At 61.6% G+C, this 26,415-nt stretch carries 28 protein-coding genes and 1 riboswitch; of the genes, 12 read left to right on the plus strand and 16 right to left on the minus strand.

The annotated features are described in order from the left end of the window. Positions 1-30: 30 nt before the first annotated feature. Together ACOAP0_RS06085 and ybeY are read left to right on the plus strand one after the other, a co-directional pair. Positions 31-1,053 carry a PhoH family protein gene (locus ACOAP0_RS06085; protein WP_498375161.1) on the plus strand — a complete coding sequence of 341 codons (1,023 nt, stop codon included), beginning with the start codon at positions 31-33 and terminating at the stop codon, positions 1,051-1,053. Positions 1,054-1,076: 23 nt separating this feature from the next. Further along, positions 1,077-1,520, plus strand: coding sequence for an rRNA maturation RNase YbeY (gene ybeY, locus ACOAP0_RS06090; protein WP_498375160.1), 444 nt, complete (start codon positions 1,077-1,079; stop codon positions 1,518-1,520). A gap of 149 nt (positions 1,521-1,669) precedes the next feature. Here the strand turns inward: ybeY and ACOAP0_RS06095 are convergent, their stop codons facing one another. Together ACOAP0_RS06095 and dtd are read right to left on the minus strand one after the other, a co-directional pair. Continuing rightward, entirely contained in the window at positions 1,670-2,068 is a 399-nt protein-coding gene (locus tag ACOAP0_RS06095; protein WP_498375159.1) for a hypothetical protein, read from the minus strand. 161 nt (positions 2,069-2,229) lie between these two features. Then, a complete protein-coding gene (dtd, locus tag ACOAP0_RS06100) occupies positions 2,230-2,694 on the minus strand; it encodes a D-aminoacyl-tRNA deacylase (RefSeq protein WP_498375158.1) in 465 nt (154 codons plus the stop codon). A 66-nt stretch (positions 2,695-2,760) separates the two neighbouring features. Between dtd and ACOAP0_RS06105 the strand changes: the two genes are divergently transcribed. From ACOAP0_RS06105 to ACOAP0_RS06120, 4 genes are all read left to right on the plus strand, one after another. Then, positions 2,761-4,233 carry a sensor histidine kinase gene (locus tag ACOAP0_RS06105; protein WP_498391344.1) on the plus strand — a complete coding sequence of 491 codons (1,473 nt, stop codon included), beginning with the start codon at positions 2,761-2,763 and terminating at the stop codon, positions 4,231-4,233. Further along, positions 4,230-4,859, plus strand: a complete 630-nt coding sequence (locus ACOAP0_RS06110) for a response regulator transcription factor (RefSeq protein ID WP_498375156.1) — start codon at positions 4,230-4,232, stop codon at positions 4,857-4,859. The genes ACOAP0_RS06105 and ACOAP0_RS06110 overlap by 4 nt, the downstream gene beginning before the upstream one ends. Positions 4,860-4,989: 130 nt before the next feature. Continuing rightward, on the plus strand, positions 4,990-5,478 hold the full coding sequence (locus ACOAP0_RS06115; RefSeq protein ID WP_498375155.1) for a GlcG/HbpS family heme-binding protein: 489 nt from the start codon (positions 4,990-4,992) through the stop codon (positions 5,476-5,478). 71 nt (positions 5,479-5,549) lie between these two features. Continuing rightward, positions 5,550-6,254, plus strand: a complete 705-nt coding sequence (locus tag ACOAP0_RS06120; RefSeq protein ID WP_498375154.1) for an ankyrin repeat domain-containing protein — start codon at positions 5,550-5,552, stop codon at positions 6,252-6,254. Between the two features lie 8 nt (positions 6,255-6,262). Here the strand turns inward: ACOAP0_RS06120 and tyrS are convergent, their stop codons facing one another. Then, the gene (tyrS, locus tag ACOAP0_RS06125; protein WP_498375153.1) at positions 6,263-7,507 is read right to left on the minus strand and encodes a tyrosine--tRNA ligase; all 1,245 of its coding nucleotides are present in this window, start codon (positions 7,505-7,507) and stop codon (positions 6,263-6,265) included. 122 nt (positions 7,508-7,629) lie between these two features. Here tyrS and ACOAP0_RS06130 point away from each other — a divergent pair, with 122 nt between their 5' ends. Both ACOAP0_RS06130 and ACOAP0_RS06135 read left to right on the plus strand, forming a co-directional pair. Beyond that, on the plus strand, positions 7,630-8,988 hold the full coding sequence (locus ACOAP0_RS06130; RefSeq protein ID WP_498375152.1) for a peptidoglycan DD-metalloendopeptidase family protein: 1,359 nt from the start codon (positions 7,630-7,632) through the stop codon (positions 8,986-8,988). 14 nt (positions 8,989-9,002) lie between these two features. Further along, on the plus strand, positions 9,003-10,130 hold the full coding sequence (locus tag ACOAP0_RS06135) for an anhydro-N-acetylmuramic acid kinase (protein WP_498375151.1): 1,128 nt from the start codon (positions 9,003-9,005) through the stop codon (positions 10,128-10,130). Between the two features lie 26 nt (positions 10,131-10,156). On the opposite strand, the gene erpA is transcribed toward ACOAP0_RS06135, so the two are convergent. From erpA to ACOAP0_RS06165, 6 genes are all read right to left on the minus strand, one after another. Next, positions 10,157-10,522 (minus strand): iron-sulfur cluster insertion protein ErpA, encoded by a 366-nt coding sequence (gene erpA, locus ACOAP0_RS06140; protein ID WP_087495111.1) that lies wholly within the window; start codon positions 10,520-10,522, stop codon positions 10,157-10,159. Positions 10,523-10,582: 60 nt separating this feature from the next. Next, positions 10,583-10,978, minus strand: coding sequence for a bactofilin family protein (locus ACOAP0_RS06145; protein WP_498375150.1), 396 nt, complete (start codon positions 10,976-10,978; stop codon positions 10,583-10,585). Positions 10,979-10,996: 18 nt separating this feature from the next. After that, complete coding sequence (locus ACOAP0_RS06150) at positions 10,997-11,725, minus strand: DUF6776 family protein (protein WP_498375149.1); 729 nt, start codon at positions 11,723-11,725, stop codon at positions 10,997-10,999. A 90-nt stretch (positions 11,726-11,815) separates the two neighbouring features. Next, on the minus strand, positions 11,816-12,208 hold the full coding sequence (gene rpsI, locus ACOAP0_RS06155) for a 30S ribosomal protein S9 (RefSeq protein ID WP_087495114.1): 393 nt from the start codon (positions 12,206-12,208) through the stop codon (positions 11,816-11,818). Positions 12,209-12,217: 9 nt separating this feature from the next. After that, positions 12,218-12,646 (minus strand): 50S ribosomal protein L13, encoded by a 429-nt coding sequence (rplM, locus tag ACOAP0_RS06160; protein ID WP_087495115.1) that lies wholly within the window; start codon positions 12,644-12,646, stop codon positions 12,218-12,220. Between the two features lie 170 nt (positions 12,647-12,816). Continuing rightward, positions 12,817-14,526 (minus strand): serine/threonine protein kinase, encoded by a 1,710-nt coding sequence (locus tag ACOAP0_RS06165; protein WP_498375148.1) that lies wholly within the window; start codon positions 14,524-14,526, stop codon positions 12,817-12,819. A 105-nt stretch (positions 14,527-14,631) separates the two neighbouring features. Between ACOAP0_RS06165 and ACOAP0_RS06170 the strand changes: the two genes are divergently transcribed. After that, positions 14,632-15,522: a 23S rRNA (adenine(2030)-N(6))-methyltransferase RlmJ gene (locus ACOAP0_RS06170; RefSeq protein WP_498375146.1), complete on the plus strand. Its 891-nt coding sequence runs from the start codon at positions 14,632-14,634 to the stop codon at positions 15,520-15,522. 12 nt (positions 15,523-15,534) lie between these two features. Here ACOAP0_RS06170 and metF read toward each other — a convergent pair whose 3' ends face one another. The 4 genes from metF to ACOAP0_RS06190 all read right to left on the minus strand — a co-directional run bounded on the left by metF (position 15,535) and on the right by ACOAP0_RS06190 (position 20,256). After that, the gene (metF, locus tag ACOAP0_RS06175) at positions 15,535-16,386 is read right to left on the minus strand and encodes a methylenetetrahydrofolate reductase [NAD(P)H] (RefSeq protein ID WP_498375145.1); all 852 of its coding nucleotides are present in this window, start codon (positions 16,384-16,386) and stop codon (positions 15,535-15,537) included. Between the two features lie 35 nt (positions 16,387-16,421). Next, positions 16,422-17,345, minus strand: a complete 924-nt coding sequence (locus ACOAP0_RS06180; protein WP_498375143.1) for a TlyA family RNA methyltransferase — start codon at positions 17,343-17,345, stop codon at positions 16,422-16,424. Positions 17,346-17,465: 120 nt separating this feature from the next. Beyond that, entirely contained in the window at positions 17,466-18,986 is a 1,521-nt protein-coding gene (gene ahcY, locus ACOAP0_RS06185; RefSeq protein ID WP_498375142.1) for an adenosylhomocysteinase, read from the minus strand. 77 nt (positions 18,987-19,063) lie between these two features. Beyond that, a riboswitch (S-adenosyl-L-homocysteine riboswitch) is annotated at positions 19,064-19,171 on the minus strand. Between the two features lie 71 nt (positions 19,172-19,242). Next, a complete protein-coding gene (locus ACOAP0_RS06190) occupies positions 19,243-20,256 on the minus strand; it encodes a substrate-binding domain-containing protein (protein ID WP_498375141.1) in 1,014 nt (337 codons plus the stop codon). Between the two features lie 144 nt (positions 20,257-20,400). Here ACOAP0_RS06190 and ACOAP0_RS06195 point away from each other — a divergent pair, with 144 nt between their 5' ends. The 3 genes from ACOAP0_RS06195 to ACOAP0_RS06205 are packed head-to-tail and all read left to right on the plus strand — an operon-like array spanning position 20,401 to position 24,097. Beyond that, positions 20,401-22,032, plus strand: a complete 1,632-nt coding sequence (locus ACOAP0_RS06195) for a peptide chain release factor 3 (protein ID WP_498375140.1) — start codon at positions 20,401-20,403, stop codon at positions 22,030-22,032. A 15-nt stretch (positions 22,033-22,047) separates the two neighbouring features. Continuing rightward, positions 22,048-22,908 (plus strand): HAD family hydrolase, encoded by an 861-nt coding sequence (locus tag ACOAP0_RS06200; RefSeq protein WP_498375139.1) that lies wholly within the window; start codon positions 22,048-22,050, stop codon positions 22,906-22,908. Next, entirely contained in the window at positions 22,901-24,097 is a 1,197-nt protein-coding gene (locus ACOAP0_RS06205) for an MFS transporter (protein WP_498375138.1), read from the plus strand. Before ACOAP0_RS06200 ends, ACOAP0_RS06205 begins: the two co-directional genes overlap by 8 nt. A gap of 33 nt (positions 24,098-24,130) precedes the next feature. Here the strand turns inward: ACOAP0_RS06205 and ACOAP0_RS06210 are convergent, their stop codons facing one another. From ACOAP0_RS06210 to ACOAP0_RS06220, 3 genes are all read right to left on the minus strand, one after another. Further along, positions 24,131-24,835 (minus strand): hypothetical protein, encoded by a 705-nt coding sequence (locus ACOAP0_RS06210; RefSeq protein ID WP_498375137.1) that lies wholly within the window; start codon positions 24,833-24,835, stop codon positions 24,131-24,133. A 47-nt stretch (positions 24,836-24,882) separates the two neighbouring features. Then, positions 24,883-25,923 (minus strand): histone deacetylase family protein, encoded by a 1,041-nt coding sequence (locus ACOAP0_RS06215; RefSeq protein WP_498375136.1) that lies wholly within the window; start codon positions 25,921-25,923, stop codon positions 24,883-24,885. A gap of 72 nt (positions 25,924-25,995) precedes the next feature. Further along, entirely contained in the window at positions 25,996-26,406 is a 411-nt protein-coding gene (locus ACOAP0_RS06220; RefSeq protein WP_498375135.1) for a PPC domain-containing DNA-binding protein, read from the minus strand. Positions 26,407-26,415 lie beyond the last annotated feature (9 nt).

The following is a 26,415-nucleotide window of genomic DNA, read 5'->3' on the forward strand; positions in this document are numbered from 1 at the left end:
GCAGGCCCCCTGCTTTGCCGGATTATCAGCTTGATTCTCAAACACATCTTCACCCCGCTGAACAACACGCGTCTCTCGCACCTGTGCGGACCGACCGACGAACACCTGCGCACCATCGAGCGCGAGCTGGAAGTCAAAATTGCCCACCGGCACGAGCAGTTCAAGGTGGAAGGTGCCAAGGCCAAAGCCCAGCGCGCCATGGAGATGCTGCAGGCCCTGTACGAGATTGCCGGCCGGCCGATTGCAGCATCCACCGTGCAGCTCATGCTCAGCGGCGATGGCGAACTGGGCGCCGAGGGCCCCAGCCTCTCCACCCGCCGCGCCGACCTCAAACCCCGCAGCCAGAACCAGGCGCTGTACCTGGACAACATTGCCGAGTTCGACATCACGTTTGGCATCGGCCCCGCTGGTACCGGCAAAACCTATCTCGCCGTAGCTGCCGCGGTGGACGCACTGCAGCGCAGCTCAGTGCAGCGCATCGTGCTGACCCGCCCCGCGGTGGAAGCCGGAGAGCGACTGGGCTTTCTGCCCGGCGACCTGAACCAGAAGGTGGACCCCTATCTGCGCCCCCTGTATGACGCGCTCTACGACCTGATGGGCTACGACCAGGTGCACAAAGCGTTTGAGCGCCAGCAGCTGGAAATTGCCCCTCTGGCCTTCATGCGTGGGCGTACGCTGAACAACGCGTTTGTCATCCTGGACGAGGCACAGAACACCACGCCAGAACAGATGAAGATGTTTTTGACACGCGTGGGCTTCGGCACCAAGACGGTGATCACCGGCGACCTGACCCAGATCGATTTGCCCAAAGCGCAGATGAGCGGCCTGGTGGAAGCCGAGCGCGTGCTGCGTCGCACGCCGGGCATTGCCATCACCCGCCTTACCAGCTCCGACATCGTGCGACACCCCTTGGTCGCCCGCATCGTGGATGCCTACGAGGCCGCGCGGCTGGAAGACCTGCCACAAATCGCTATTCCCGAGCCTGAGCTCGAACTCCCCCGCGTGGGCCTGCCCAAGACCCGCGCTCCGGCCCGTACAGCACGCAGCAGCTAACCCTTTTTGATTCACTGAACCACATGCTTCCAGAACTCAGCCTCTCCCTGCAATTCGGCAAGATCCAAGACGCCGAAAAACACCGCGACGCACTCAAGCGCCACAAAGTCATCCGCTGGATCCGCAACACCCTGGAGGTGGACGGTGAAATCACCGTGCGCATTGTGGACGCCGAAGAAGGCCAGACCCTGAACCGCGAATACCGCCAGAAGGACTACGCCACCAACGTGCTGACCTTCGACTACACGCAAGAGCCTGTCACCGCAGACTTGGTGCTGTGCGCACCGGTAGTTGCCAAAGAAGCCAAAGAGCAAAAGAAAACGCTGGAAGCCCACTACGCCCACATGATCGTCCACGGCACCCTACACGCGCAGGGCTGGGACCATGAACTGGACGAAGACGCTGAAGTAATGGAGCTGCGCGAGAGCGAGATCATGGCACGCTTGGGGTTCAAGAACCCCTATTGAACCCTGTTGGTAGTGCGCTCAGGAGCATCTGCCTTGGGCGCTTTGCTCCGTGTCCCCCGCGCTTCGCGCGCCTCCTTGACCTGCGCAAAGCGCCCAAGGCGGCTTCTCCTACGGGTTATTCGTTGCGAGCGAGAACCTGCGCACCTCTATCAATCCGCGTAGCGCACACCTGCAACCCGTGCGCGCTTGCGCATACGTCCGATCAGCAGCAAACCCACTGCAGCCAGCACCATCAGTGTCACCATGCCGAAGGCCCAGATCACCCACAAGAGCGGGGCTACCCAATCCAGCAGCGGAGTGATCCACGGCATGACAGCGGCAAGCATTTCCACCGACCACACGATGGTTGCGCGCACCGCCTCAGCGGTACCTGCGTCTGTCCACAACGCAATCCATGGGGGCAGCGGCCACTGGGCGATGGTCTGAAGCCCGCCTTGCAGGTCCACGCCTTGGCCTGCCACCCAACTGGCCAAGGCCGCCGAGAGGCCGATAAAGCCAGTCCACAACAGGGCGAGAAATACAGTTGCAATAGCGAGTGCGATTTTCATACGCAAATTATCGGGACGACGCGTGAATTCGCCGCGACATGCCGCAGCATGAGCCCTCGCTTGCAGGGGCCTTCAAAGGGAGGCGACGGCCCTAACCCTTTAGTATTTTTAGTCTCTAGCGCCCATGAAATATGCGCAATCAGCTATCAAATCAGTAGCACCTATACAGCAGGCGCCACCCGCATCGGAATCGTCACCGGCCCGTCATTGACCAGCTCCACCTGCATGTCTGCAGCAAAAATTCCGGTCTGCACGATGGGATGCACTGTGCGGGCCTGGGCCACAAAGTAGTCGTACAAACGCCGCCCCTCATCGGGCGCTGCAGCCGCTTTGAAGCTGGGCCGGTTACCGCCCGACGTGTCTGCAGCCAGGGTGAACTGGCTCACGACAAGCAGGCCGCCGTGCTGGCCCGCACCATCGAGGTCCTGCACGCTGCGGTTCATCTTGCCGTCTGCATCGCTGAAGATGCGCAGCTTGAGCAGCTTGGCCAGCAGCTTGTCGCCTTGGGCCTCGGTATCACCCTGTTCGGCGCACACCAGCACCAGCAAGCCCTGCTCAATCTTGCCGACCGTAGCGCCCTCCACCACCACCTGCGCGCGGCGAACGCGCTGTACCAAAGCCATCATCCCGTGTACCTCTCGAAACTGTCTACGGCCATTGTGCCGCGCACTCCTGTGCCACAATGAATCATCATGTTTGCACACCTCCAACGCCTCCGATTGTGGCTGCTGGCCTGGGCCGCGCTGTCGCTGTTGAGCGGTGTTTACATCGCGCGCGGCGAGCTGGCGCGTCAGCAGGACGTGTTCGACACCAACGCCCGCATCGTGCACCGCTTGCTCAGCCAGCAGGTCGTGCAACACGATGCCATTCTGGCCACGCTGGCGCTGCTGCACGGCGGCAATGCGGCTGATCGTCCTGAGCAACGCCTGCCCGCGCTGTATGGCCAGATTGCGGCGGCAGCCCACCGGGGCGCCAATGAAACCTGGCCCTCGCCCGAACTTGCCAACGCGGAGGCCGAGTCCCTCCGCCTCAAGCGCGCAGTGCTGGCCGATGTCGACCTGCAAAAGGGCACTTACCAGCTGGTCTTGGCTGCGCAGCCGGACAGCTATGCCCTGACCATTGCCCTGCGCAACATGGTGCCGTGGGCGGAATGGCCCATGAAGCCGGACACCAGCCCGGTGCAAGTGCGCCTCGATCTGGGCGCCAAGACCTACACCGCGCAAGCCGGTCACCCCTTTGCTCCCGAAGATGCGGGCTGGACCTTTGAAGCCCGCAAAGTGCTGGCGGCGGAGAGCCAGCCTTTTGAAGTGGTGTCGCGCCTGCATGTGCCGTGGTCGGCTCTGCCGTGGACCTATATGTTGATCAGCGCGGGCGCCATTGCGCTGGCCTTGCTGCGCGGCCGGATGCTGGTGCAGCAACGCACCCAGCTACGCCGCGAGGAAGAGCGCCAGCGCGTGGGGCAGCGCACACGGCTCAACACCATGGGCGAACTGGCAGCCGGTATGGCCCACGAAATCAACCAGCCGCTCACCGCCATCTTGGCCAACACCCAGGCCGCCAGCCGCCTGCTGGACGACGCCGAGCCGGACCTGACCGCCGCCCGCAGCGCGATGCAAATGGCGGTGCAACAGGCGCGCAGAGCGTCTGATGTGGTGGGGCGCCTGCGCCGCACAGTGGAGCGTCCGGGCAGCGCCGCAGCAGTGCAAAGCGTGGACCTGCACGCGGCCTGCCAGCACGCGCTCTACCTGCTGGAACCCGAGCTGCAGCGCAGCCGCTGCACCCCCACCTTGACCGTGGACGGCACCCCATTGGAGGTGCAGGCCGACCCGGTGGCGCTGGAGCAAATCATCCATAACCTGCTGACCAACGCACTGCAAGCCATGGAGCAGGTACCGCCGCAGCAGCGTACGCTGCAACTGGCGCTGAGCCACACAGCCACCCACGGCGTGCTGCGTGTGCAGGACACCGGGCCCGGCATCCCGCCAGACGCATTGGCCAAGGTGTTTGAGCCCTTCTTTTCCACGCGTGAAGGCGGCCTCGGTCTGGGCCTGAGCCTGTGCGAATCATTGGCGCAGGGCATGGGCGCGCACTTGAGCGCTGCCAATCTGCCAACGCAAGGCGCCGAGTTCACCCTGCAGATGCCTCTCGCAACGCCCGCCCCATGACCGCACCGCTTTCTCCCCTGATCCACCTGATTGACGATGACGAAGCCGTGCGCAGCAGTCTGGCCTTGCTGATCAGCACCGTAGGCTTGCGCGTGCAGCCGTGGGCCGACCCGCAGACGTTTTTGCAGTCCTTTGACCGCGAGAGCATTGGCGCCATCGTGCTCGATGTGCGCATGCCCGGCATCAGCGGGTTGACGGTGCTCGACACGCTGAAGGATCAAAAGGTGGACCAGCCCGTCATCATGCTCACCGGGCACGGCACCATCGACATGTGCCGCCGCGCCTTCAAATCCGGCGCCGCCGAGTTTCTGGAGAAGCCGGTGGACGACGAGCGCCTGCTTGAAGCGCTGCAAACCGCGGTGCGCCAGCATGTGCAGTCCCGCCAACGCAACCAGGGTGACCGCGTCACGCGACAGCGCTACGCGCAACTGTCGGAGCGCGAGCGCGAGGTACTGGGCCTGATCGTGTCCGGGCTGACCAACAAGGAAATCGGCCGCGCACTCAACGTGTCGCCCCGCACCATAGAAACCCACCGCGCCAACCTGTTCGCCAAGCTGGAGATTGACGCGCTGGCCCAGCTGGTGCGACAGTACGCCGCACTGGTGGACGAAGACACCGCCGCATAAAGCTCTGGGCGCTCCGTAGTTGTACGGAGGCGCGGGCGTAGCGGTACGCATGGGCAAATCGCCCCCGGATTTTTACAGTACCTGCACGGTTGATCGAACCGCTTGTACACCTCAATATCCGGAGCATTCCATGCGTACTTCCCACCTCCTCGCTTTGATTCTTTCCACCGTTGCTGGCGCAGCCAGCGCGCAAGCCGTGCGCACCGAGCGCAACATGTCGCTGGAACTGGCCAACCAGATCGCCACCGCTACCGTGGCCGCCTGCTCCGCCAACGGCTATGCCGTGACCGCCACCGTGGTGGACCGCGCCGGCAGCGTGCGCGCCGTGCAACGCGCTGACAATGCCGGCCCCCACACCCTGGCCGCCAGCCAGGAAAAAGCCTTTACCTCAGCCTCCGCCAAAAACACCACCCTGGCCATGATGGAAGGCGCCCAAAAGAACCCGGCCGCAGCCAACTTGGTCTACATCCCCGGTTTCCTGCTGGTGGGTGGCGGTGTGCCGGTCAAGGTGGGCAACGAAGTGATTGGCGCAGTGGGCGTAGGCGGCGCACCCGGCGGCCACCTGGATGAGCAGTGCGCGATGGCCGCGTTGGACAAGGTCAAGGATTCTTTGAAGTAAATGACTCCCTAGCGCTCGTGGATATTGCGCGAGAAGCTCCTGTTTTTATAGCATTTAAAAGGTAAAGCACCATGTCACCCCCCGGTAGCACCCGGCTTGTCCGGACCCTTCGATTAGCCCTGCTACTGGCGGGCATGGCATGGCTGCCGCTATCTCAGGCGCAGGTAGCGCCCACGGCCGCCGAGACAGCTGCCTACCGCGGCCTGCACGCGGCGGCGGCGCGGGGCGATATGGCCACAATCACGCAGCTGCTGAGCGCCAAAGCCGACATCAACCAGCGCGATGCCTATGGCCGCACGCCCTTGCATGTGGCCACCTTTGCCAAACAGCGCGCGGCGGTGCGCGCCTTGATTCAAGCGGGCGCTGACACCGGCGCGTTGGAAAATGACCGGTACGACGCCGTCACCATCGCGGCAGTAGCTGATGACGAGGATACCTTGCGCACCCTGCTGAGCCTGGGCGCCAGCGCCAAGCTGGTGACAAGCCGCTACGACGGCACAGCGCTGATTGCGGCCGCCCACCTGGGCCACGACGGCGTGGTGCGCCAGCTGCTTGCCGCCGGCGCCCCGCTGGACCATGTGAACAATCTGCACTGGACCGCGACCATCGAATCCATCGTGCTGGGCAACGGAGGCGCCCGCCACCAAGCCACTTTGAAGGCCCTGGTGGAAGCTGGTGCTAACTTGCAACTGACCGACCGCCACGGCAAAACACCGCTGGATCTGGCGCGCAGCTATGGCTACGCAGAAATGGTGCGCTTGCTGGAGAAGCGCTAGGCCCGGACTCAGGCCAGGGTCACGCGGGCAAACTTGCGCTTGCCCACTTGCAGCACATAGGTGCCCGCGCCGAGCTTCAAGCCTTTGTCGCTCACCACATTGCTGTCCACGCGCACACCGCCACCGTCAATCAGGCGGTTGCCTTCACCACTGGAGGCGGCCAGGTTCGCAGACTTCAGCAGCGCGGCAATGCCCACCGCTGCGCCACCCTCACCTAGTGGCAAGGTGATTTCGTCGATCTGGTCCGGGATGCCGCCCTTGCTGCGGTTGATGAAGTCCTGCTCTGCCGCATCGGCCGCAGCAGCACTATGGAAGCGCGCCGTGATTTCTTTGGCCAGCGCCACCTTGGCATCTTTGGGGTTGCGCCCGCCCTCGACTTCGGCCTTCAGCGCAGCAATCTCCGCCTCGCTCTTGAAACTGAGCAGCGTGTACCACTTCCACATCAGCACGTCGGAGATGGACAGCACCTTGGCGAACATGGTGTTGGGCTCTTCAGAGATGCCGATGTAGTTGTTCTTGCTCTTGGACATTTTCTCCACGCCATCCAGCCCTTCGAGCAGTGGCATGGTCAAGATGCACTGGGGCTCCTGGCCGTATTCGGCCTGCAGGGTGCGGCCCATGAGCAGATTGAACTTCTGATCGGTGCCGCCCAGCTCCAGGTCGCTCTCCAGCGCCACGGAGTCGTAGCCCTGCATCAGCGGGTAGAGGAATTCGTGCACCGCAATAGGGGTGCCGGCCTTGAAGCGGTCGTGGAAGTCGTTGCGCTCCATCATGCGGGCTACTGTGTAGCGGCTGGCCAGCTGAATCATGCCGCGCGCTCCCAGCGGGTCGCTCCACTCGCTGTTGTAGCGGATCTCGGTTTTTGCCGGGTCCAGCACCAGGCTGGCCTGGCGGTAGTAGGTCTCGGCGTTCACCTTGATTTGCTCGGCCGTCAGCGGCGGGCGCGTGCTGTTGCGGCCGGAAGGGTCGCCGATCATGCTGGTGAAGTCACCGATCAAAAAGATCACCGTGTGGCCCAGATCTTGCAGCTGACGCATCTTGTTCAGCACCACGGTGTGACCGATATGAATGTCAGGCGCGGTCGGGTCCAGCCCCAGCTTGATGCGCAGCGGTTTGCCGGTGGCCTCGGACTTGGCGAGCTTTTTCACCCATTCGTCTTGCGGGAGCAGTTCTTCCACGCCGCGCAGGGTGACCGCAAGGGCCTCGCGCACACGATCGCTTACAACTAACTGAGGGCTTAAGGCTTGATTCATAAGGGTTTTTCTTGTGGCCGGGATCGAAGCGAAGGCTATACTGCCTGCTCCCTTCAGCAACGCAAGCGTTGCCAGCGGCTGGATTTTAGTCGGGCCGCATCCCCCATACCGGAGTCTTTGATTTGAAGCATGGACTGAACCAGGCTGTAGAACAGTGCGTGGCGCGTGCCGCGGCTCTCGGGCAGCAGTATCCCAAGCGGATAACCGCCATCATTGCAGCCCTGCTGGTGGGCGGCACAGGCGCCACCTTTGCCGTGGCCAATTTCGCACCGGACGCATCGGACTTGCCGGTGCGCACCGTGGTCGAGACCGTACAAAGCGACCTGCTCGCCGCTCGCAATGAGGACATTACCGAGCTGGCGATGCGCCTCTACCGCTCGGAAACCACGCGCTCCAGCGACACGGCTGACACCCTGCTCAAGCGCCTCGGGGTGATTGACCCGCAGGCTGCCGCTTATTTGCGGGCTGATGCTCAGGCGCAGTCTGCGTTACTGGGCCGCGCCGGCCGCAACGTCACTGCGGAAGTCAACGAACGCCAAGGGTTGCTCAAGCTCAGCGCCCGCTGGAGCCCTGTTGATGACGGCACTTTCAAACGCCTGACCATTGAAAAGACGGTGAGTGGCTTCCGCTCTCAAGTGGAAACTCTGCCTTTGGTGGCCAACACGCGCCTGGCCAGTGGTGTGATCAACAGCTCGCTGTTTGCCGCCACCGACGATGCACGCCTGCCGGATTCGATTGCAACCCAGATCGCAGAAATTTTTTCGGGTGACATCGATTTCCACCGCGCGCTGCGCAAGGGCGACCGCTTCTCGGTGGTGTATGAAACCCTGGAAGGTGATGGCGAACCGATGCGCGCGGGGCGGGTACTCAGCGCCGAGTTCGTGAATGCCGGCAAGCCTTTCCAAGCCATGTGGTTCAAGGACCCGGTGGCTCCCGGCAAAGGCGGTTACTACACCCTGGCCGGCGAAAGCCTGCGCCGCGCCTTTCTGGCCTCTCCGCTGGAATTCTCCCGCGTAACCAGCGGCTTCAAAATGCGCTTCCACCCCATTTTGCAAACGTGGAGAGCCCATCTGGGCGTGGACTATGCAGCTGCTACCGGCACACCCGTGCGCAGCGTTGGTGACGGCACCGTGGACTTTGCAGGTGTGCAGGGTGGTTTTGGCAATGTAGTGATGGTCAAGCACAGGAACAACCAGACCACCGTATATGCACACTTGAGCCGCATCAATGTCAAAAAGGGCCAAAACGTTTCGCAAGGTCAGAACATCGGCGCGGTAGGCGCCACGGGCTGGGCCACAGGACCCCATTTGCACTTTGAGTTCCGCGTCAATGGCGTGCACCATGATCCGTTGACCATCGCGCGCCAGAGCGAAGCGGTGCCGGTGTCCACAGCGGCCAAGCCCTTGTTTGACAAAGCTGCACAAAGCGTACGCGCACAGCTGGCCAGTGCTGCCCAGTTGACTCCAGGCTCGGCTGAGTAAGCCACGGCCACTCTGTGTCAGAGCTTTACATCGGACTGATGTCCGGCACGTCGCTCGATGGCGTGGATGGTGTGCTGGCCGACTTTTCCGGCGAGAGAATGCGCGTCCTGGCGCATCAGGCGGCCCCATTTCCCGATGCTTTACGCGCTGAGTTTCTGGCACTTAACGCCTCCGGCAGCGACGAAATTCATCGTGGCGCATTGGCAGCCAGTGGGCTGGCCCGCGTGTATGGCTCGGTGGTTGGCAAGCTGCTGCAAGAGACCGGGCTTCCCCCGTCCGCTGTTCGTGCCATCGGAGCACATGGCCAGACGGTTCGGCACCGGCCTGGCGAATTCGATGGCACCGGTTACACCACCCAGCTGAATCAACCGGCACTTTTGGCAGAGCTGTGCGGCGTGGACGTAGTGGCGGACTTTCGCAGTCGGGATGTCGCAGCAGGCGGACAAGGCGCTCCACTGGTACCACCTTTTCACCAGGCGTTCTTCAGCCCCCATGGCGAACGATTGGCGGTATTGAACATCGGCGGTATCTCCAACCTGACACTGCTGCACGCGAGCGCGGAGAACCCAGTGCTGGGATTCGACTGCGGCCCGGGCAATGCATTGATGGACGGCTGGTGTCACCGCCATACCGGACAGCATTACGACGATGGTGGAGCTTGGGCAGCCTCCGGCACCGTGTTGCCAGACTTGCTGGACCACATGTTGGCCGAGCCCTTTCTGGATCGCCAGCCGCCCAAGAGCACAGGACGTGACCTATTCAACGCTGCGTGGCTTGAGAACATTCTCAAAACCCATGAAGACCGGCATGGCCCTGCATCAGCGGTAGATGTCCAAACCACGCTCACAGAGCTCACAGCACGCGCTTGTGCGGATGCCTTGCGCCGGAATATGCGCGGATGCGAGTCTTTGGCAGTGTGTGGGGGAGGCGCGTACAACCGGCTTTTGATGCAGCGCATCCAAATGCTGTTACCCAGCTGCCAAGTTCAAAGCTCTGATGAACTCGGGCTGCCTCCCTTGCAAGTAGAGGCTACGGCCTTCGCATGGCTGGCACGCCAAGCCATTCTGCGGCACACGGCCAACCTTCCAAAAGTTACGGGCGCCAGAGGCGCCCGCATACTGGGAGCAATCTACCCCGCCTGACCCATCGGACGCGGCGGGATGGTGCTTCAGGTCGAGAAAGAAGAGCCGCAACCGCAGGTGGTCGTGGCGTTCGGGTTCTTGATCACAAATTGGGCGCCTTGCAAGTCTTCCTTGTAGTCAATCTCGGCGCCTACCAAGTATTGGTAGCTCATGGCGTCAATCAACAAGGACACACCGTTTTTGGTCATGGTGGTGTCGTCTTCGTTAGTGATTTCATCGAAGGTAAAGCCGTATTGGAAGCCGGAGCAACCACCGCCCTGCACGAATACACGCAGTTTCAAATCAGGGTTGCCTTCTTCGGCAATCAAGTCAGCCACTTTGGCCGCGGCACTGTCGGTAAACAGGATCGGGGCGGGCATTTCAGTTTGGATGTTTTCGGCAACAGCGCTCATGGCGGCTCCATTCATATTCAGGAATTGACAAATAGTACAGGAATTCGCTCGGGAATTCTCTTACTGGTTATTTGCCGCTAATTTCAGTGTGGGTTTTTCTTCGCCGACCAACATGGGGCGCAATTGACCCGCAATGAGGGCACCCTGGTGCATCTCTAGCGCGGCGTATTCAATGTCACCTTCAATACGGGCCTTGGGCTGGAGTTCCAGCATGCGCCGTGCATGGATAGGGCCCTTTACGGTCCCATTAATGATGATGTGGTCTGCAGTGATTGCGCCGGTAATTCTTGCTGAATCCGAAATCACCAGAATGCTTGCAACTGCTTCTGCCGCCAACACATTCCCAACAATGATTCCGTCTACGCGCAAGCCGTCTGAGAAAGACAAATTGCCCTGGATTTCGGTGCCGTCGGCAATCAAGCTTTTGATGGGGGGCTGCTTATTTTTGTTGAACATGGCTTACCTCAGAATGACCTAAAGCTTGAGGGTCTGGGTCGCGCGGACCGTCGTACCGTCAAGGACACGTGCTGACACACTTTTCACCACGGTTTGTGGAGGGATTTGGAATTCTCCCTCAAGACGCCCGTACTGCTTGAGCTTGACGGGCATGGAGCCGTCAGGCAACGAAGCGGTCCAGGTTTTTCCGTTGGCCGTACCCACCAGAGTTATTTCCAAACGACCTGCAAACTCTTGGGCGTTACGGCCGGCCTGCATGACCAGCGCCTGCCATTTTAGTGTGGTCGGGGAAATCAGTTCCGCTTGAAGGCCCCGGATTGCTACGCCTTCGGTGCCACCTGACGGGATCAGTTTCTCAAAAAATCCGAGGTCGTCCCGCAACGTTCGGTTATCCGCCTCCAATTGCTTGACCTGCGCGATGAGTTTTTCCTGGGAAGCTTTTTCTGCCGTCACCAATGTATCCGCAGTGTTGGCAATCGATTGGGCTTTGTCCCGCTCAGCCTTCAGGGCCAGCATTTCCGTTTGCAGAGCGGCTGCGTTCGCCCGCAGCTGCATCAATTCGTCTTTCGAGCCTTTTTCAAGGCCAGCGATATCCTTGCCGAATTCAAAGGCCCACAGACCGATCGCTGCACAAAAGCCCAGAACAATGGCCAGCAAGGCCCAACGGAATGGCCACGGTAGCGCACTGCGCACGGCCATGCGGGGGGCACTGATGGTGAGGCGGCGACGTAATAGACGGAATCTCATGGAGGGCGAAGTCTATCAGCCAGAACGAAAAAAGCCGCCTGAGTTTGCACTCTGGCGGCTTCTGGATTGCAACGTAATGTTGCAGCGTGATTAACGCTTGGAGAACTGCTTACGACGACGTGCGCCGTGGAAGCCGACCTTCTTACGTTCCACTTCACGTGCGTCACGAGTTACGAAGCCGGCTTGGCTCAGTGCGGGCTTGAGGCTCGCGTCGTAATCGATCAAAGCACGTGTGATGCCGTGACGGGTAGCACCCGCTTGGCCGGATTCACCGCCGCCAGCAACGTTGACCATGATGTCAAACGATTCTGCGTGGTTCGTCAACAGCAGGGGTTGCTTGCAGATCATGATGGAGGTTTGACGACCGAAAAAGTTTTCGATGTCTTTACCGTTCACGGTGATCTTGCCAGTGCCTTTTTTCAGGAATACGCGGGCTACGCTGGATTTGCGACGGCCTGTTCCATTGTTCCATTCACCAATCATGTGAGCTCCTTACAGTTCCAACACTTTGGGTTGCTGGGCAGTGTGGGGGTGCTCAGCACCACCGTACACCTTGAGCTTCTTGATCATGGCGTAGCCCAGGGGACCCTTGGGCAGCATGCCCTTGACGGCTTTTTCCAAAGCGCGACCGGGATGCTTGGACTGCATGTCACGGAAGTTTGTGGCTGTGATACCGCCGGGGTAACCGGAGTGGCGGTAGTACACCTTGTCCAAGGACTTGGTGCCAGTCACTTTGAGTTGGGCTGCGTTGATAACGACGATGAAATCACCGGTATCGACGTGAGGCGTGTAAATGGCCTTGTGTTTGCCGCGCAAACGGAGAGCAACTTCGCTGGCTACTCGTCCGAGGACCTTGTCGGTCGCGTCAACCACAAACCACTCGTGCACGACCTCAGCGGGTTTTGCGCTGAATGTAGACATGAGTTTTCTCTTTAAAAAGAAGGTTTGGGAGGGCTCTTTTCCACGGTCGGCGTTCCTCTGATGGGAATCTCTTAGGTGGGTTGAATTCTTCGCCGCGGAGCCACAAAAGCGCTGCGAAGCCCCCGATTATACAAAGAGCTGGCAAATTCACCAAATGCGGCCCGAACTGCTCAGTTCCGGGCCTTGTTCTTCTCTTCCCAATGTTTGCGGTCTGCCACACATACCGGCAACTGGTAGAACTCCGGCTTCTGGCACTCCCGATAGACGCACATGGTCCGGGTCAGGATGCTGGCCTCCGCACAAATTGCAATCGGGTCTTTGGCGGGAGTGGGTTTGTCGTCCAAAGGCTTGGCGTCTGATCGTGGCTGCGGCTTGGGAGGCACCACCTTTTCTGTGGCCGCTACAGGCGCCTGTACCACAGGCTTTGCAGGCACACCTGTGCGCTGCGAACCAACAACGGCCTCCGCGCCGGGTGTCTTCCCACCACTGGCGGCGACCGGCGCAGTCTGCTTGAGCACCGGTGCAGTTTCAGGGGGCATGGAAGGAGTCTCTGCCGGCTCTGTGATCACCGCTACGGGGGCTGAGGCCTGCGCCGGCGGTGCGACGACTGCCGGGGAGGCAGCCGGTCGCACCCACCACGCGATTAGCGCCAGCAGCAACGCAGCCGGCACCAGCCATAGCCAAAAAGGCATGCCTTTATTCACTTTCGCAGAGCCTCTGGCTGCTCGTGGCTTGACCGCCGCATCGGCTCGTGACGGTGTTTTGACGGTCTTGGAATGGTCGTAAGTCGTCGGCTGGAAAACGGTATCCGGAAAATCCGATGCGGGCTGGGTCGTCAACAACTCCGTCGTTATCGGCGATGGATCATCGCCGGTCTCAGTCAAGGTAACCGCATCACCCAAAGCTTTACGCCAATCAAACCGGGCCAGGTCAGGAGGCGATTTCATGCCTATTTCGCGGGCAAAAGCCTCAACGCTGGCCGTCCGCTCGGTGGGCTCAATTGCGAGGGCGTGCGAAATCGCCTGTACGAAATTGTCAGAGTACGTCTGGTTGAAATGGGTCTGGGCGGTTTGCGTGACCTGCTCAAAGCTCGGCATGCGGTCACGTACTGCACGGAAGGTGGCAGGCAAAGGCGGCTCATTGCAAATGCAGCCGTGCATCACGGCGGCAACGGCATACAAATCCGTCCAGGGACCTTCCTGCATGTCTTTGGCATCAGCATATTGCTCAATCGGCGCGTAATTCACCTTGAGCACCGCAGTGTGCTTGTGGCTGGTGTCCAGAATCGCGCGGCGGGCGGCGCCCAAATCCAATAGCACCGGCGGTCCGACGTTTTGCAAAAAGATGTTGTCAGGCGATACGTCCCTGTGCAGGGTGCTGTTGTCATGCAGAACCTTGAGCCCCGCCAACACCGACCACAACACCGACTGCAGCCAAGCCTGTGGGGGCGGGCCACTCATGCGGCGCCGCGCTTCTTTGAGCGTGATGCCCTCGTAGAGGGGCATTGCCATATAGGCAGTGTTATTCGCCTCCCAGAACCGGTACACCTTCACCAGCGACGGGTGGTCAAACCGTGCCAGCAAACGCGCTTCCGCAATAAAAGAACGCAGACCGGATTCGAAGGATGCGGCATCTACCGCGGATTTCACCGTGACCGAATGATTGCGATCGCGGCCCACCAAGCTGGTGGGCATGTATTCCTTGATGGCTACCGCCCTGTGCAGGGAGTGGTCGTACCCACGATAAACCATGCCAAAACCGCCGACGCCCAGCAGGCCTTGGACCTCGAACTCAGCCAATCGGGTGCCCGGCGCAAGGGCGTCCAGATGCCCGGCCGCGGTGGCCTTGGGTTTGCTGGTCGGTGTCGTGATGTCAGCCATGAGGTGAGGTGAAATCTGTCTTTTTTATGCCCGCAAGCGCTCGGGTAAAGCGCTGTTCCAATCTGGATGCGACATGGCATCACGGGTCGCTAGGTATCATAGGGGATGTTTAGTTACCGACACGCCTTCCACGCCGGCAACCATGCCGACGTGCTGAAACACACCACATTGCTGGCTGTGTTGCGTCACATGACGCAAAAAGAAACCGCCCTCAACGTCTTTGACACCCATGCCGGTGCGGGCTTGTACCGACTGGATGGCGACTTTGCCAAGACCAGTGAAGAAGCCGCTGAAGGCTTTCTGAAGCTGGTTGCCACCAAGCCTGAAAAGCCGTTTGCCCCCGCGTTGCAAGACTACATCGACATGGTGGCGGGCTTTAACGCCGGCAACCACTGGTCGGTGTACCCCGGCTCGCCCTTCATCATCCAAAGCCTACTGAGCGGTCGCGACAAGCTCAAGCTCTTCGAGCTGCACCCCACCGACACCAAAACACTGATCGCCAACGTTGCCCAACTGGAAGCCGGTCGTCAAGTGACTGTTTTGCGGGAAGATGGTTTTGAAGGGCTCAAGAAGTTTTTGCCGCCACCATCTCGCCGTGCGCTGGTGCTGTGCGACCCGAGCTACGAAGTCAAAAACGACTACGCCCGCGTGGTCGGCATGGTGGCAGATGCCATGCAACGCTTTGCGACCGGCACGTATGCGGTGTGGTACCCCATCATTCCATGCCCGGAAGCCCACGACGTCCCTAAAAAGCTCAAGACCATGGCGAACAAGGCCGGCAAGTCTTGGCTGCACGCTACGCTGACCGTCAAGTCCAGCAAGCTCACGCAAGATGCCGAAGGTGAAGTCGTTCGCCCAGGCTTGCCCGCCAGCGGCATGTTTCTGATCAACCCGCCACACACCCTCAAGGCTGCGCTCAAAGATGCGCTGCCCCAGATGGTGGAACTGCTGGGTCAGGACACTAACGCGACGTCCACTCTGGACGCCGGCGGCTAAGGTCTAGACGCGTTAAGCGTCTAGACCCAGGTTCTTGCACAAAGCCAGAGTGGGCGCACTCTGGTTCATGGTGTAGAAATGCAGTGCAGGCGCGCCACCGGCACGCAGCTGTTCGCACAAGTCCGTCACCACCTCCAGACCGAAGGCCTTGATGGAAGCTACCTCATCCCCGTAGCTCTGCAGCCGCAGACGGATCCAACGGGGAATCTCCGCACCACACGCGTCCGAGAAACGCATCAACTGGGTGGAGCTGGTGATGGGCATGATGCCGGGCACCACAGGCACGGTGATGCCAAGTGCATCCACCTCTTCCAGAAAGCGGAAGTAGGCGTCAGAGTTGTAAAAGTACTGGGTGATCGCTGAATTGGCACCTGCTTTCACCTTGGTGGCGAAAGCCTGCAAATCGCTGGCCGGCGACTTGGCCTGCGGGTGCACTTCCGGGTAGGCCGCCACCTCGATGTGAAAGTCATCGCCCGTCTCGGCACGAATAAATGCCACCAGGTCGCTGGCGTAATGGAACTCGCCGCCAGCACCATAGCCGCTGGGCAAGTCGCCCCGCAAGGCCACCAATCGTTTTACGCCCATGGCCTTCAAGGTAGCCAATTGCTCGCGCACGGTGGACTTGGTCGCCCCCACACACGAAAAGTGGGACGCTGCGCTCACGCCTTCCGACAGGATGTCGCGCACGGTGTTGAACGTACCTTCCTGTGTGGAGCCGCCTGCACCGAATGTCACCGAGCAAAACTCAGGCTTCAGTCCATAAAGCTGCTGGCGCACGGTGCGCAGCTTTTCAGCGCCTTCCGGGGTTTTGGGCGGGAAAAACTCCAGGCTCAGTGGAATCCGTTGGTTGGTAGACATAGTCATCTCCGTCTCCCGCGCCTGCATGGCAGGCACCGGGTTCAGCCCGCCTTGCGGGCACAAATAAAGAATTCGCGGTTCCCGTCTCCGCCTTCAATGGCGGAGTCGAACCAATGCGTCACGGTCAACCCCAGATCGGCGCAGGTTTCGCGCAGGCGCTGCTCCACGATGGGGTACATGGCCGGATCTTTGACGATACCGCCCTTGCCCACCTGACCCGGCTGCAACTCAAACTGCGGCTTCACCAAGGTCAGCATGATGCCGCCCTCTTTCAACAAGGGCACTGCAGCAGGCAACACCAGGGTCTGCGAAATGAAGGACAGGTCAGCGACCAAGAGGTCAAACGGCGGCGCAAACTCAGGCGGCAGCTCCACGGCCTCTTCTTCAGCATCATCCGACGCATCTACAGGCGGGCGGGAGTCATCTTCGTCGTCGAAGTCGTCCCCATCATCCCAGCCGTCATCGCCATCGGGTTCAACATCAAATTGACCACCAGCGCCCGTGCTGTCTGCGTAAGCAGCTATCAAATCTGCAGCAGACAGGGTGCGGGCATTGACACTCTCGACACACAGCACGCGTGTATCGTCGCGAAGCGAAGGGTGCAGCTGGGCACTGCCGACATCCACACCAACCACCGATTGCGCACCCGCCTGCAGCAGGCAGTCGGTGAAGCCGCCGGTGCTCTGCCCCACATCCAGACAACGCAGTCCGGTGACGGACAAGCCGACGTGCTTCAGCGCCGCCTCGAGCTTGAGGCCACCGCGGGACACATATCGCGCTTCGGAATCATCGAGCAAACGGATGTTGGCGCCATCGGGCACTTCGTCTCCATTTTTGGCCACACGCTTCCAGACTTCGCCCGAAAGCTCCATCTTCAGCCACTCCACGCCATCCGCAATCAGGCGCTGAGCCTGCGAGCGAGTGCTGGCCAGCCCGCGCTGCACCAAAAGTTGATCAATTCGCATCGTTATCCAAAGTTAACCCACACACACCCTCAAAGCCAGAGATACCGCAGGCTCGGCTCTGCCGACCTGCTGGTATCGCCCCTTCGAGGGGGAGGCGCCAGAGGCGCCTCGGGGGTGCTATTAATAGCGGTACGTGTCTTTCTTGTACGGACCGGCTTTGCTCACGCCGATGTACGAAGCCTGCTCGTCGGTCAGTTCGGTCAACATGGCGCCGACCTTCTTCAGGTGCAAACGTGCCACTTTTTCGTCCAGGTGCTTGGGCAACACATAAACCTTACCGGCCTTGTAATCCTTGGGCTTGGTGAACAGTTCGATCTGGGCGATCGTCTGGTTCGCAAAGCTGGAAGACATCACAAAGCTAGGGTGACCGGTACCGCAACCCAGGTTCACCAAGCGGCCCTTGGCCAACAGGATGATGCGCTTGGAAGCCTTCTTGCCCTTGGCGGGGAAGATCACGTGGTCCACTTGGGGCTTGATCTCTTCCCACTTGCACTTGGACAGGGAAGCCACATCGATTTCATTGTCGAAGTGACCGATGTTGCAGACGATGGCCTGGTCCTTCATCGCATCCATGTGCGCATAAGTGATCACGTTCTTGTTGCCAGTGGTGGTCACGAAAATGTCGGCCTTGTCGGCAGCGTATTCCATGGTCACCACCTTGTAGCCTTCCATGGCGGCTTGAAGGGCGTTGATCGGGTCGATTTCTGTCACCCACACTTGGGCGGACAAAGCACGCAGCGCTTGGGCAGAACCCTTGCCCACGTCACCGTAACCCGCCACCACAGCCACCTTGCCGGCGATCATCACGTCGGTCGCGCGCTTGATACCGTCGACCAGGGATTCGCGGCAACCGTACAGGTTGTCGAACTTGCTCTTGGTCACCGAATCGTTCACATTGATGGCGCGCAGGGCCAGAGTGCCCTTGGCGGACATTTCTTCCAGACGCATCACACCGGTGGTGGTTTCTTCGGTCACGCCGATGATGTTCTTCAAGCGACGGCTGTACCAGGTGGGGTCCACCTTCAGCTTGGCCTTGATGGCATTGAAGAGGCACACTTCTTCTTCGCTGCCGGGCTTGGCCAGCACCTTGATGTCTTTCTCAGCGCGAGCGCCCAAGTGCATCAACAAGGTGGCATCGCCGCCGTCGTCCAGAATCATGTTCGGGCCTTCGGCCGCAGTGCCCTTCTTGCCACCGAATTCAAAAATGCGGTGGGTGAAGTCCCAGTACTCTTCCAGCGACTCACCCTTGTGAGCGAACACGGGAGTGCCCTTGGCCACCAGCGCAGCGGCTGCGTGATCCTGGGTGGAGAAGATGTTGCAAGAAGCCCAACGCACATCTGCGCCCAAGGCTTGCAGGGTTTCGACCAGCACGCCGGTCTGGATGGTCATGTGCAGGGAACCGGTGATGCGTGCGCCCTTCAGAGGCTGGCTCTTGGCGAACTCTTCACGGATGGCCATCAGGCCGGGCATTTCGGTTTCGGCGATGGTCAGCTCTTTGCGGCCCCAATCGGCCAGGCTCAGGTCGGCGACTTTGTAGTCTTCAAATTGGGCCACGACGGCCTTGGCAGCGGAAACCGCTTTGACGGCCTTCACAGATTTGGGGGTCTTGGCGTTCTTAACCAGTTTCAATACAGCGCTCATGGTGTGCTCCAAACGTTGATTTGCATTGCCACTGGCGCACACGGGGGTTTTTGAGGCCACTCACCGCACACATTTCCAGTGGGTGAGCGCCGTTGGGGGACACGATGCAGGGCGCATCGTGGGTTCCGAGCCTCACTCGCGGTGCCGGTATGGGCACTTGGCGGGCTGCAACGCTCCTCGGAAGCTGCGGATTTTAACCTCGTGTCGATTGCCGCACCAAGCCACTAGGTCAAAGTCACCCGACCGCGTCCGGCCTTCAGGCCGCCGGGCCGGTACTGGTACCCACCTGCAATGCCGGCTGGCGCAGCAGCTGGTAAGGGCCGCCCTCGGGGTCGCGCAGCACCTTCATCACCATCTCGGCCAGCGCAAAACCGGTGGTTTGTGGCGTAGGCTGGGTCACGGTGGTGACATTCAAGCCGGTAAGCAACGTGTCCTGCGGAATGTCGCCGTGCACCACCACCGATATGTCCTGCCCCACCCGGAGGTTGGCATCCATCAAGCCACGGATCAGGCCCACGCCGCCCAAGTTGTTGTCCACCAGCACAGCGGTCGGCCGGGGTGACAAGGCCAAGACCTGCGCCACGGCATTCAGGCCGCTACGCCTGTCGTTCACACCCCCTATGCAATAGCCTGGCGGGCACTCCACACCTGCAGCCTGCAGGGTGCTGATGTAGCCCCGGTGGCGTTGAAAGGCGAAGTTCAGCTCCAGTGGAGCGTGCACATAGGCAATGCGCGTGTGGCCCAAGGCCAGCAAATGCTCTACCGCCAGCTGGCTGCCCAAATCGTTGTCAAAGTCCAGCCAGGAGTAATGCGCGCAATCGGCAGTGCGGCCGTAGCCCACAAAGGGGTAGTTGTTCTCCAGCAGGAAATCCACGCGCGGGTCCTGCACCCGGGTGTTGGGCACGATGACCGCATCCACCCGGCCGCCCCGGAACAGGCGCTCGTAAATTTCGAGCTCGGTTTCATTTTTGGCCACCGCCAGCAGCAAGTCCTGGTGCTCGCGCTCCAGGCGCTCGCCCAAACCATCGGCCATGTCCAGAAACTGCGGGTTACCCAGGTTTTCGACCGCAGCGGAATACACGATGCCAATCGCATCCGTGTTGCCACGCACCAGCCGGCGCGCGCCCGCGTCGGGGCGGTAGCCCATGGCGTCTGCCATTTCCTGCACACGGGTGCGGGTCAGGGCATTGACGTCGGTGTAACCGTTCAAGGCCCTGCTGACCGTGGAAGTGGACAGACCCAATGCCTGGGCCAACTGCTTGATGCTCACGCGTGTCTCCGGGATTGCTCGTTTGTTATGGAGATGAGTTTAAGGCCTGCCCCGCGCGCGGCTGTCGGGGCAGCTCTGTAAAATACGCCCTCTCCTCCTGCGGCCCGCCTGTGATGCGCGGCCCACCCGACCCTGGACCCCCCTGTGACCTACGCACCCGAGACCAAGCGCCGCCGCACTTTTGCGATCATTTCCCACCCGGACGCCGGCAAGACCACGCTCACCGAAAAGCTCTTGCTGTTCTCGGGCGCAATCCAGATCGCCGGTTCGGTAAAGGCCCGCAAGGCCAGCCGCCACGCCACCTCCGACTGGATGGAAATTGAAAAGCAGCGCGGTATCTCTGTCGCATCCTCGGTGATGCAGATGTCCTACCGCGACCACGTAGTCAACCTGCTGGACACCCCGGGACACAAGGACTTCTCGGAAGACACCTACCGCGTGCTCACTGCAGTGGACTCGGCACTGATGGTGATTGACGCGGCCAACGGTGTGGAAGCACAGACCCGCCGCCTGATCGAAGTGTGCCGCCAGCGCGATACGCCCATCATCACCTTCGTGAACAAGATGGACCGCGAAGTGCGCGAGCCCCTGGACATCCTGGACGAAATCGAGCGCGAGCTGGGGATGCCTTGCGTGCCCATGACCTGGCCTGTGGGCCAGGGCAAGCTGTTCGGCGGCATCATCAACCTGCGCACCCAGGCCATGACCGTGTTTGAGTCCGGCAGCGAGCGCCGCCCGCAAGACTTTGACGCCATGCCCCTGAGCGACCCTGCCGCGCTGCAAGCCCGCTTCGGCCACGAGTGGGACACAGCAGTGGAGAGCATGGAGCTCGCCACCGGCGCCTCCCCCGCCTGGGACCACGAAGCCTTTTTGGCCGGCAAGCAAACGCCCGTGTTCTTCGGCTCCGGGGTGAACAACTTCGGTGTGATGGAGGTGCTGGACGCGCTAGTCGACCTCGCGCCCGCACCCCAGAAGCGCATCAGCACCACGCTGGTGAACCGCCAGCCCGTGGTCAAAGAGATTCAGCCCGAAGACGAAGCCTTCAGCGGCGTGGTCTTCAAGGTGCAGGCCAATATGGACGCCAACCACCGCGACCGCATCGCCTTCGTACGCATGGCCAGCGGCAAGTACACGCCAGGCATGAAGCTCAAGGTCATGCGCACCGCCAAAGAGCTGCGCCCCACCTCGGTGGTGACCTTCATGAGCCAGCGCCGCGAGGCGGTGGAAGAGGCGTATGCCGGCGACATCGTGGGATTTACTACCCACGGCGGCGTGCAGCTGGGCGACACCATCACCGATGGCAGTGTCAACCTCATGTACACCGGCCTGCCCTTCTTCGCGCCCGAAATGTTCATGACTGTGGTGCTCAAGAACCCCTTGCGCACCAAGCAGCTCCAGCAAGGCCTTGCCCAGCTGGGCGAGGAAGGTGCGATCCAGGTGTTCAAACCCGAAATGGGCGGCAACATGCTGCTGGGCGCCGTGGGTCAACTGCAGTTTGAAGTGGTGCAGCACCGCCTCAAGGGCGAGTACGACGCCGACATCCGCCTGGAAAGCAGCCAGTACACCGGTGCGCGCTGGATCACGGCCGACACGCCGAAGGAACTGCAGGAGTTCGTGAACGCCTACCCCATGCGCATGGCCAAGGACGCGGCAGACACGCTTGCCTACCTGTGCACCAGCCCCTACGACGTGCGCTTGGCGCAGGAGCGCTTTCCAAAGATCCACTTCCACCCGCTGCGCGAGCATGCGGGCTTGGCACTGCAAACAGCAGGCTAAACAAAAGGCCCCCTCGTGAAACCCCTGGCGCATTGGCCGGTGGACAGCCGCCGTGCCATCCGCGGGGTGTTCACCGATATCGACGACACCCTCACCCACGACGGTCACATCGCCCCCGAGGCGCTGCAGGCGCTGGGCGACTTGAAGGCTGCGGGGCTCACGGTGATACCCATCACCGGGCGGCCCATCGGCTGGTGCGAGCCCTTCATGGCGGGCACCAACGGCCCGGCCTGGCCGGTGGATGCCATGGTGGCGGAGAACGGGGCCGTGGCTTTTGTACCCGGCCCTGCCTACGCGGTTACTAGCCAAATTGACCTCCAGCGCCCGTCGGATATGCGCGGGGCGCTATCAAAACGATATCAACAAAGTGCTGAAGTGCGCACCGCCAACCGCCTGCGCATGGACGCCATTGCCGCCCAAGTCTGTGCCGAAGTGCCGGGCATGGAGCTCAGCTGCGACAGCGCGGGCCGCGAAACCGACCTCGCGTTCGACTACGCCGAATTCGCCCATCACGCCCCCGAAACGGTCCAACGCGTGCTGGCCCTGCTGCAAAGCCACGGCATGCAAACCACGGTGAGCAGCATCCACATCCACGGCTGCTTCGGGGACTTCAACAAATGGACCGGCGCCTGCTGGATCGTCCGCGAGCTGATAGGCCGTGACCTGAGCACCGAGCTGGACCAGTGGGTGTTTGTGGGCGACTCGGGCAATGACCAGGCCATGTTCCAGCACTTCACCCACAGCGCGGGCGTGGCCAACATTGCGCGCTTTGTGCCACAGCTCAGCCACCTGCCGACCTACGTCACGCCTTCTGCGCGAGGCGCAGGTTTTGCCGAGGTGGCCCGCGCCATTCTGGAAGCACGTTCTCTTGCATAACGAACCCACCACCGGCGCCACTGCGCACCCCGGCTCCCGCACGGGCTTGCTGGCCGTGTTCGGCTCCACGCTGTTTCAGCTCTCGGGCGTCTTTATGTTGTCGCCGCTGATGCTGGTGCTGCTCACAGAGCGGGAGGTGTCCACCACCATCGCCGGCCTGTTTGCGGCGACCACCTGGCTGGGCATATTTATCGTGACGCCCTTTGCATCAGCGCTCACGCGGCGATGGGGCCGCCGGCGCGCCATGTGGTTTGCCTCCGGCGTGCCGCTGGCAGCGGCAGTGGGCTTCTTGAGTACCGACTCCATACCGGTGTGGTTTGTGTTGGAGCTTCTGGCGGGCATTGCTGGCGGCATGCGCTGGGTGCTGGCAGAGGCCTTGATTGCCGAGTTCTCGCCGCCCGAGCGCCTGGGGCGCACCATGGGCATGTACGCCACCATGGTGGGCGCGACCTTCATCATCGGCCCCAGCCTCTTGGCCTGGGCCGGCAGCACAGGGCATGTGGCGCTGGGTCTGGTGATCGCACTGCTGACCCTGGGCCTGGTATGGACCATGTTCATACCGCCCATCCCCACTCCTGCAGAGGCCGGCAACACCAGCGTCGGACCGCGCGGCCTGTGGCAGGCGGTGCAGCAGCACCCTATCCTGATGCTGGCCGGGTTTATCGGCGGCTTCTTTGAGCTGGGCCTGGCCTCCATCCTGCCGCTCTACGGCCTGAGCATGGGTCTGGGCGCCAGTGCAGCTGCGTTGTTGATTTCTGTGAGCGGTCTGGGCAGCACGCTGGCAGCCATTCCGGTGGGGATGGCGGCAGACCGGTTTGCCGACCCGGTGCGTGGCCGCCGCAGCCTGATGGTGGCCGTGGCCGCCGTCGCCTTAGTGTGTGCTGCAGCCCTGCCTTTGGTGGAGCACGCCATCTGGGTCGCGTGGCCGGTGGTGTTTTTGCTGGGCGCTGCCGGCAGCAGCCTCTACACCCTGTGCATGACCGACATAGGCGCACGCGAAAAAGGCATTGCCCTGGTCAACTGCACCGCGGTGCTGGTGTTGAACTACACCTTGGGCGGGCTGGTGGCCTCCGGCATCAGCGGCGCGCTGATTGACTGGTCGGCCACGGTGGCTTTTCCGGCGGTGTTGATCCTGGTGGCGGCCGTGGGTCTGGCCGCACTGCTGCGCGCCCGCCGCAACCCCGCCTGATACGCCACCGCGCGGCCTTGCCGCCCGTAACGCTTATTTGCCCGAGGTCGCTTTTTTGACGACTTTGGCCGCTGGCTTGGCAGACTTGGCTGCCGGTTTTTTAGCCGAAGCCTTGGCCTTGCCTTTAGATGATGCTTTTGCAGATGCTTTGGCTTTGGCACCCGCCTTGGCTTTGCCCTTGGCGGCCGACTGCTTTGCGCTCTTCACCGTCACGGCCTTGCCCGGCGGGGGCAGCAAATCTTCCATGGTCAGGCCATAGCGCTCGGCCATGTTGGCCCACCCGGTGCCCCTCGCCTTTTGGGGCAAGACCCCATCCATCACCTGTTCGCCCTGCGGAGTGCGCAACACCCCGCCATGCAGCGCCGCCTGCAGCTGATCCGGATTGGGGTAGGCCACGCCTTGCTGCGCCAGTGCGCCTTGCGCGAGTTTGAGCGCCAAGCGCACTTCGCCGTAACCCAAAGGTCCGGTCGCTGGTTCTTTGCTGGCCGCACCTTCGGTAGCCGTCGGGCGGCCGCTGCGCAAGGTGGTGACCAGCTGATCCGCATCGTGGCGGTTACCGATCCAGCCACCGAACTCGGAGATCAGCCGCTCTGTGGAAGCTGCGTTGTCGAGGGTGGCTGTCACGCCCTGGGCCAGCACCAGTGCGGGGGTAGCCACAGCACAAGCCATGGCTACAACGGTTGCGCGCACACCGCGCCGCAGCCACACAGAGCTGCAGATTTGAAAAATCGAAGTCATAAACGCAAGCTTAGCCGCTCCGGGCGGGCTACCCGCCCCGGCGCGTGTTACGGATTGGTAAAGCCCTGCAACACATTCACCGCATTCACCCCCACCTCTTCCACGGCGTAACCGCCTTCAAAGATGAACACCGTGGGCAAGCCGGCTTTTGCCAGGCGCTCGCCGATGCGCAGGTAGTCGTCCGTCTTGAGCTTGAAGCCGGAAATTGGGTCGCCCTCAAAGGTGTCCATACCCAGCGACACCACCAATGCATCTGCGCCAAATTTGGCAATGCCCGCCAAGGCGGTCTCCAGGGCCTGGGCCCAGGTGGCGTAGTCGGTACCGCGAGGCAGCGGCAGGTTGAGGTTGGCACCCCATCCAGCGCCGGAGCCAGTTTCATCCGCATGGCCCAGATAGAACGGGTACTCGGTGCGCGGGTCACCATGGATGCTGGCGAAGTACACATCGGGCCGGTCGTAAAAGATGGCCTGCGTGCCATTGCCGTGGTGGTAGTCCACATCCAGCACCGCCACTTTGTGCATCCCAGCATTGCGCAGGTGCTGGGCGGCCAGCGCTGCGTTGTTCAGGAAGCAGTAGCCACCAAAAAAGTCGGCTCCTGCGTGGTGGCCGGGCGGCCGGCTCAGGGCGAAGGCGGCACGGTCGCCGGCCAGCACGGCTTGCGCAGCGCTCAAGGCGCAATGCGCTCCGGCGCGGGCGGCCACCCAAGTGCCGCTGGTGAAGGGCGTGCCCGCGTCGTACGAATACAGCCCCACCTTGGCGGCAAAGTTGTCAGGCTCAATGTCGGTGCGGAAGGTGCGCGTGGGCCAGACGGAGGGCAGGATGTCTTTGTCCGCATTGGCTGCGTCCAACGCCACCCACTGGTCCCAGGCGGTGGCCAAAAAGTTCAGGTAGCGCGGGCTGTGGATGGCGGTGAGCGCCGCCTCGTCAAAGGCTTGCGGCTCCAGCACCGCGCCCAGCTGGCGGCGCTGCAGCTCGGCTAACACATGGTCGGCACGGGCCGGCACCTCAAAGCACGGCACCAGCGCGCCGCGGAACATTTCGACTTTGCCCTGGTGTTGGGCGTGGAGGTGGTTGTAAAAGGTCTTCATGATGGATTACGTAACAAATTGGCCGCTAGCGCCCGTGGAATATGCGCGAGTAGCTATTAAATAAATAGCAAATCAGTTCCGGGGACGGATCACCAGTTCATCGTATCCGGTGAGCGAGTCCGGCTCGCGGGTGAACTGCCAGTCGGGCAGCAGGCCCAGCAGCACCTCGGCGGTGGTGAGCACGATGCAGCCCGGCGCCACATGCCCACCCAGCACCTGCCCCGTAGCGGTGGAAATGGCCATGTGCATGTGCGAGCCCGTCTTGTCGCCACTGGCAGCCACGGTGCCCGAGAGGGTGAGTATCTCCATGCTTTCGGTCAGCCGCGTGGGCTGCGCCGCGCCCGCTAGCCGGATGCCCGCCGTGGACAGGCTGCCGATGCCGGACAGCACAAACGCTGCGCGGCAGTTTTGGGCGAGAACCGCAGCTTCCAGCGCGGCGCGCAGGTCTTGGCCGGGGGTGAGACGAACAGGAAATGGCTTCATCAAATCCCT

It is taken from the genome of Curvibacter sp. Hmag1.1 (assembly GCF_059769165.1).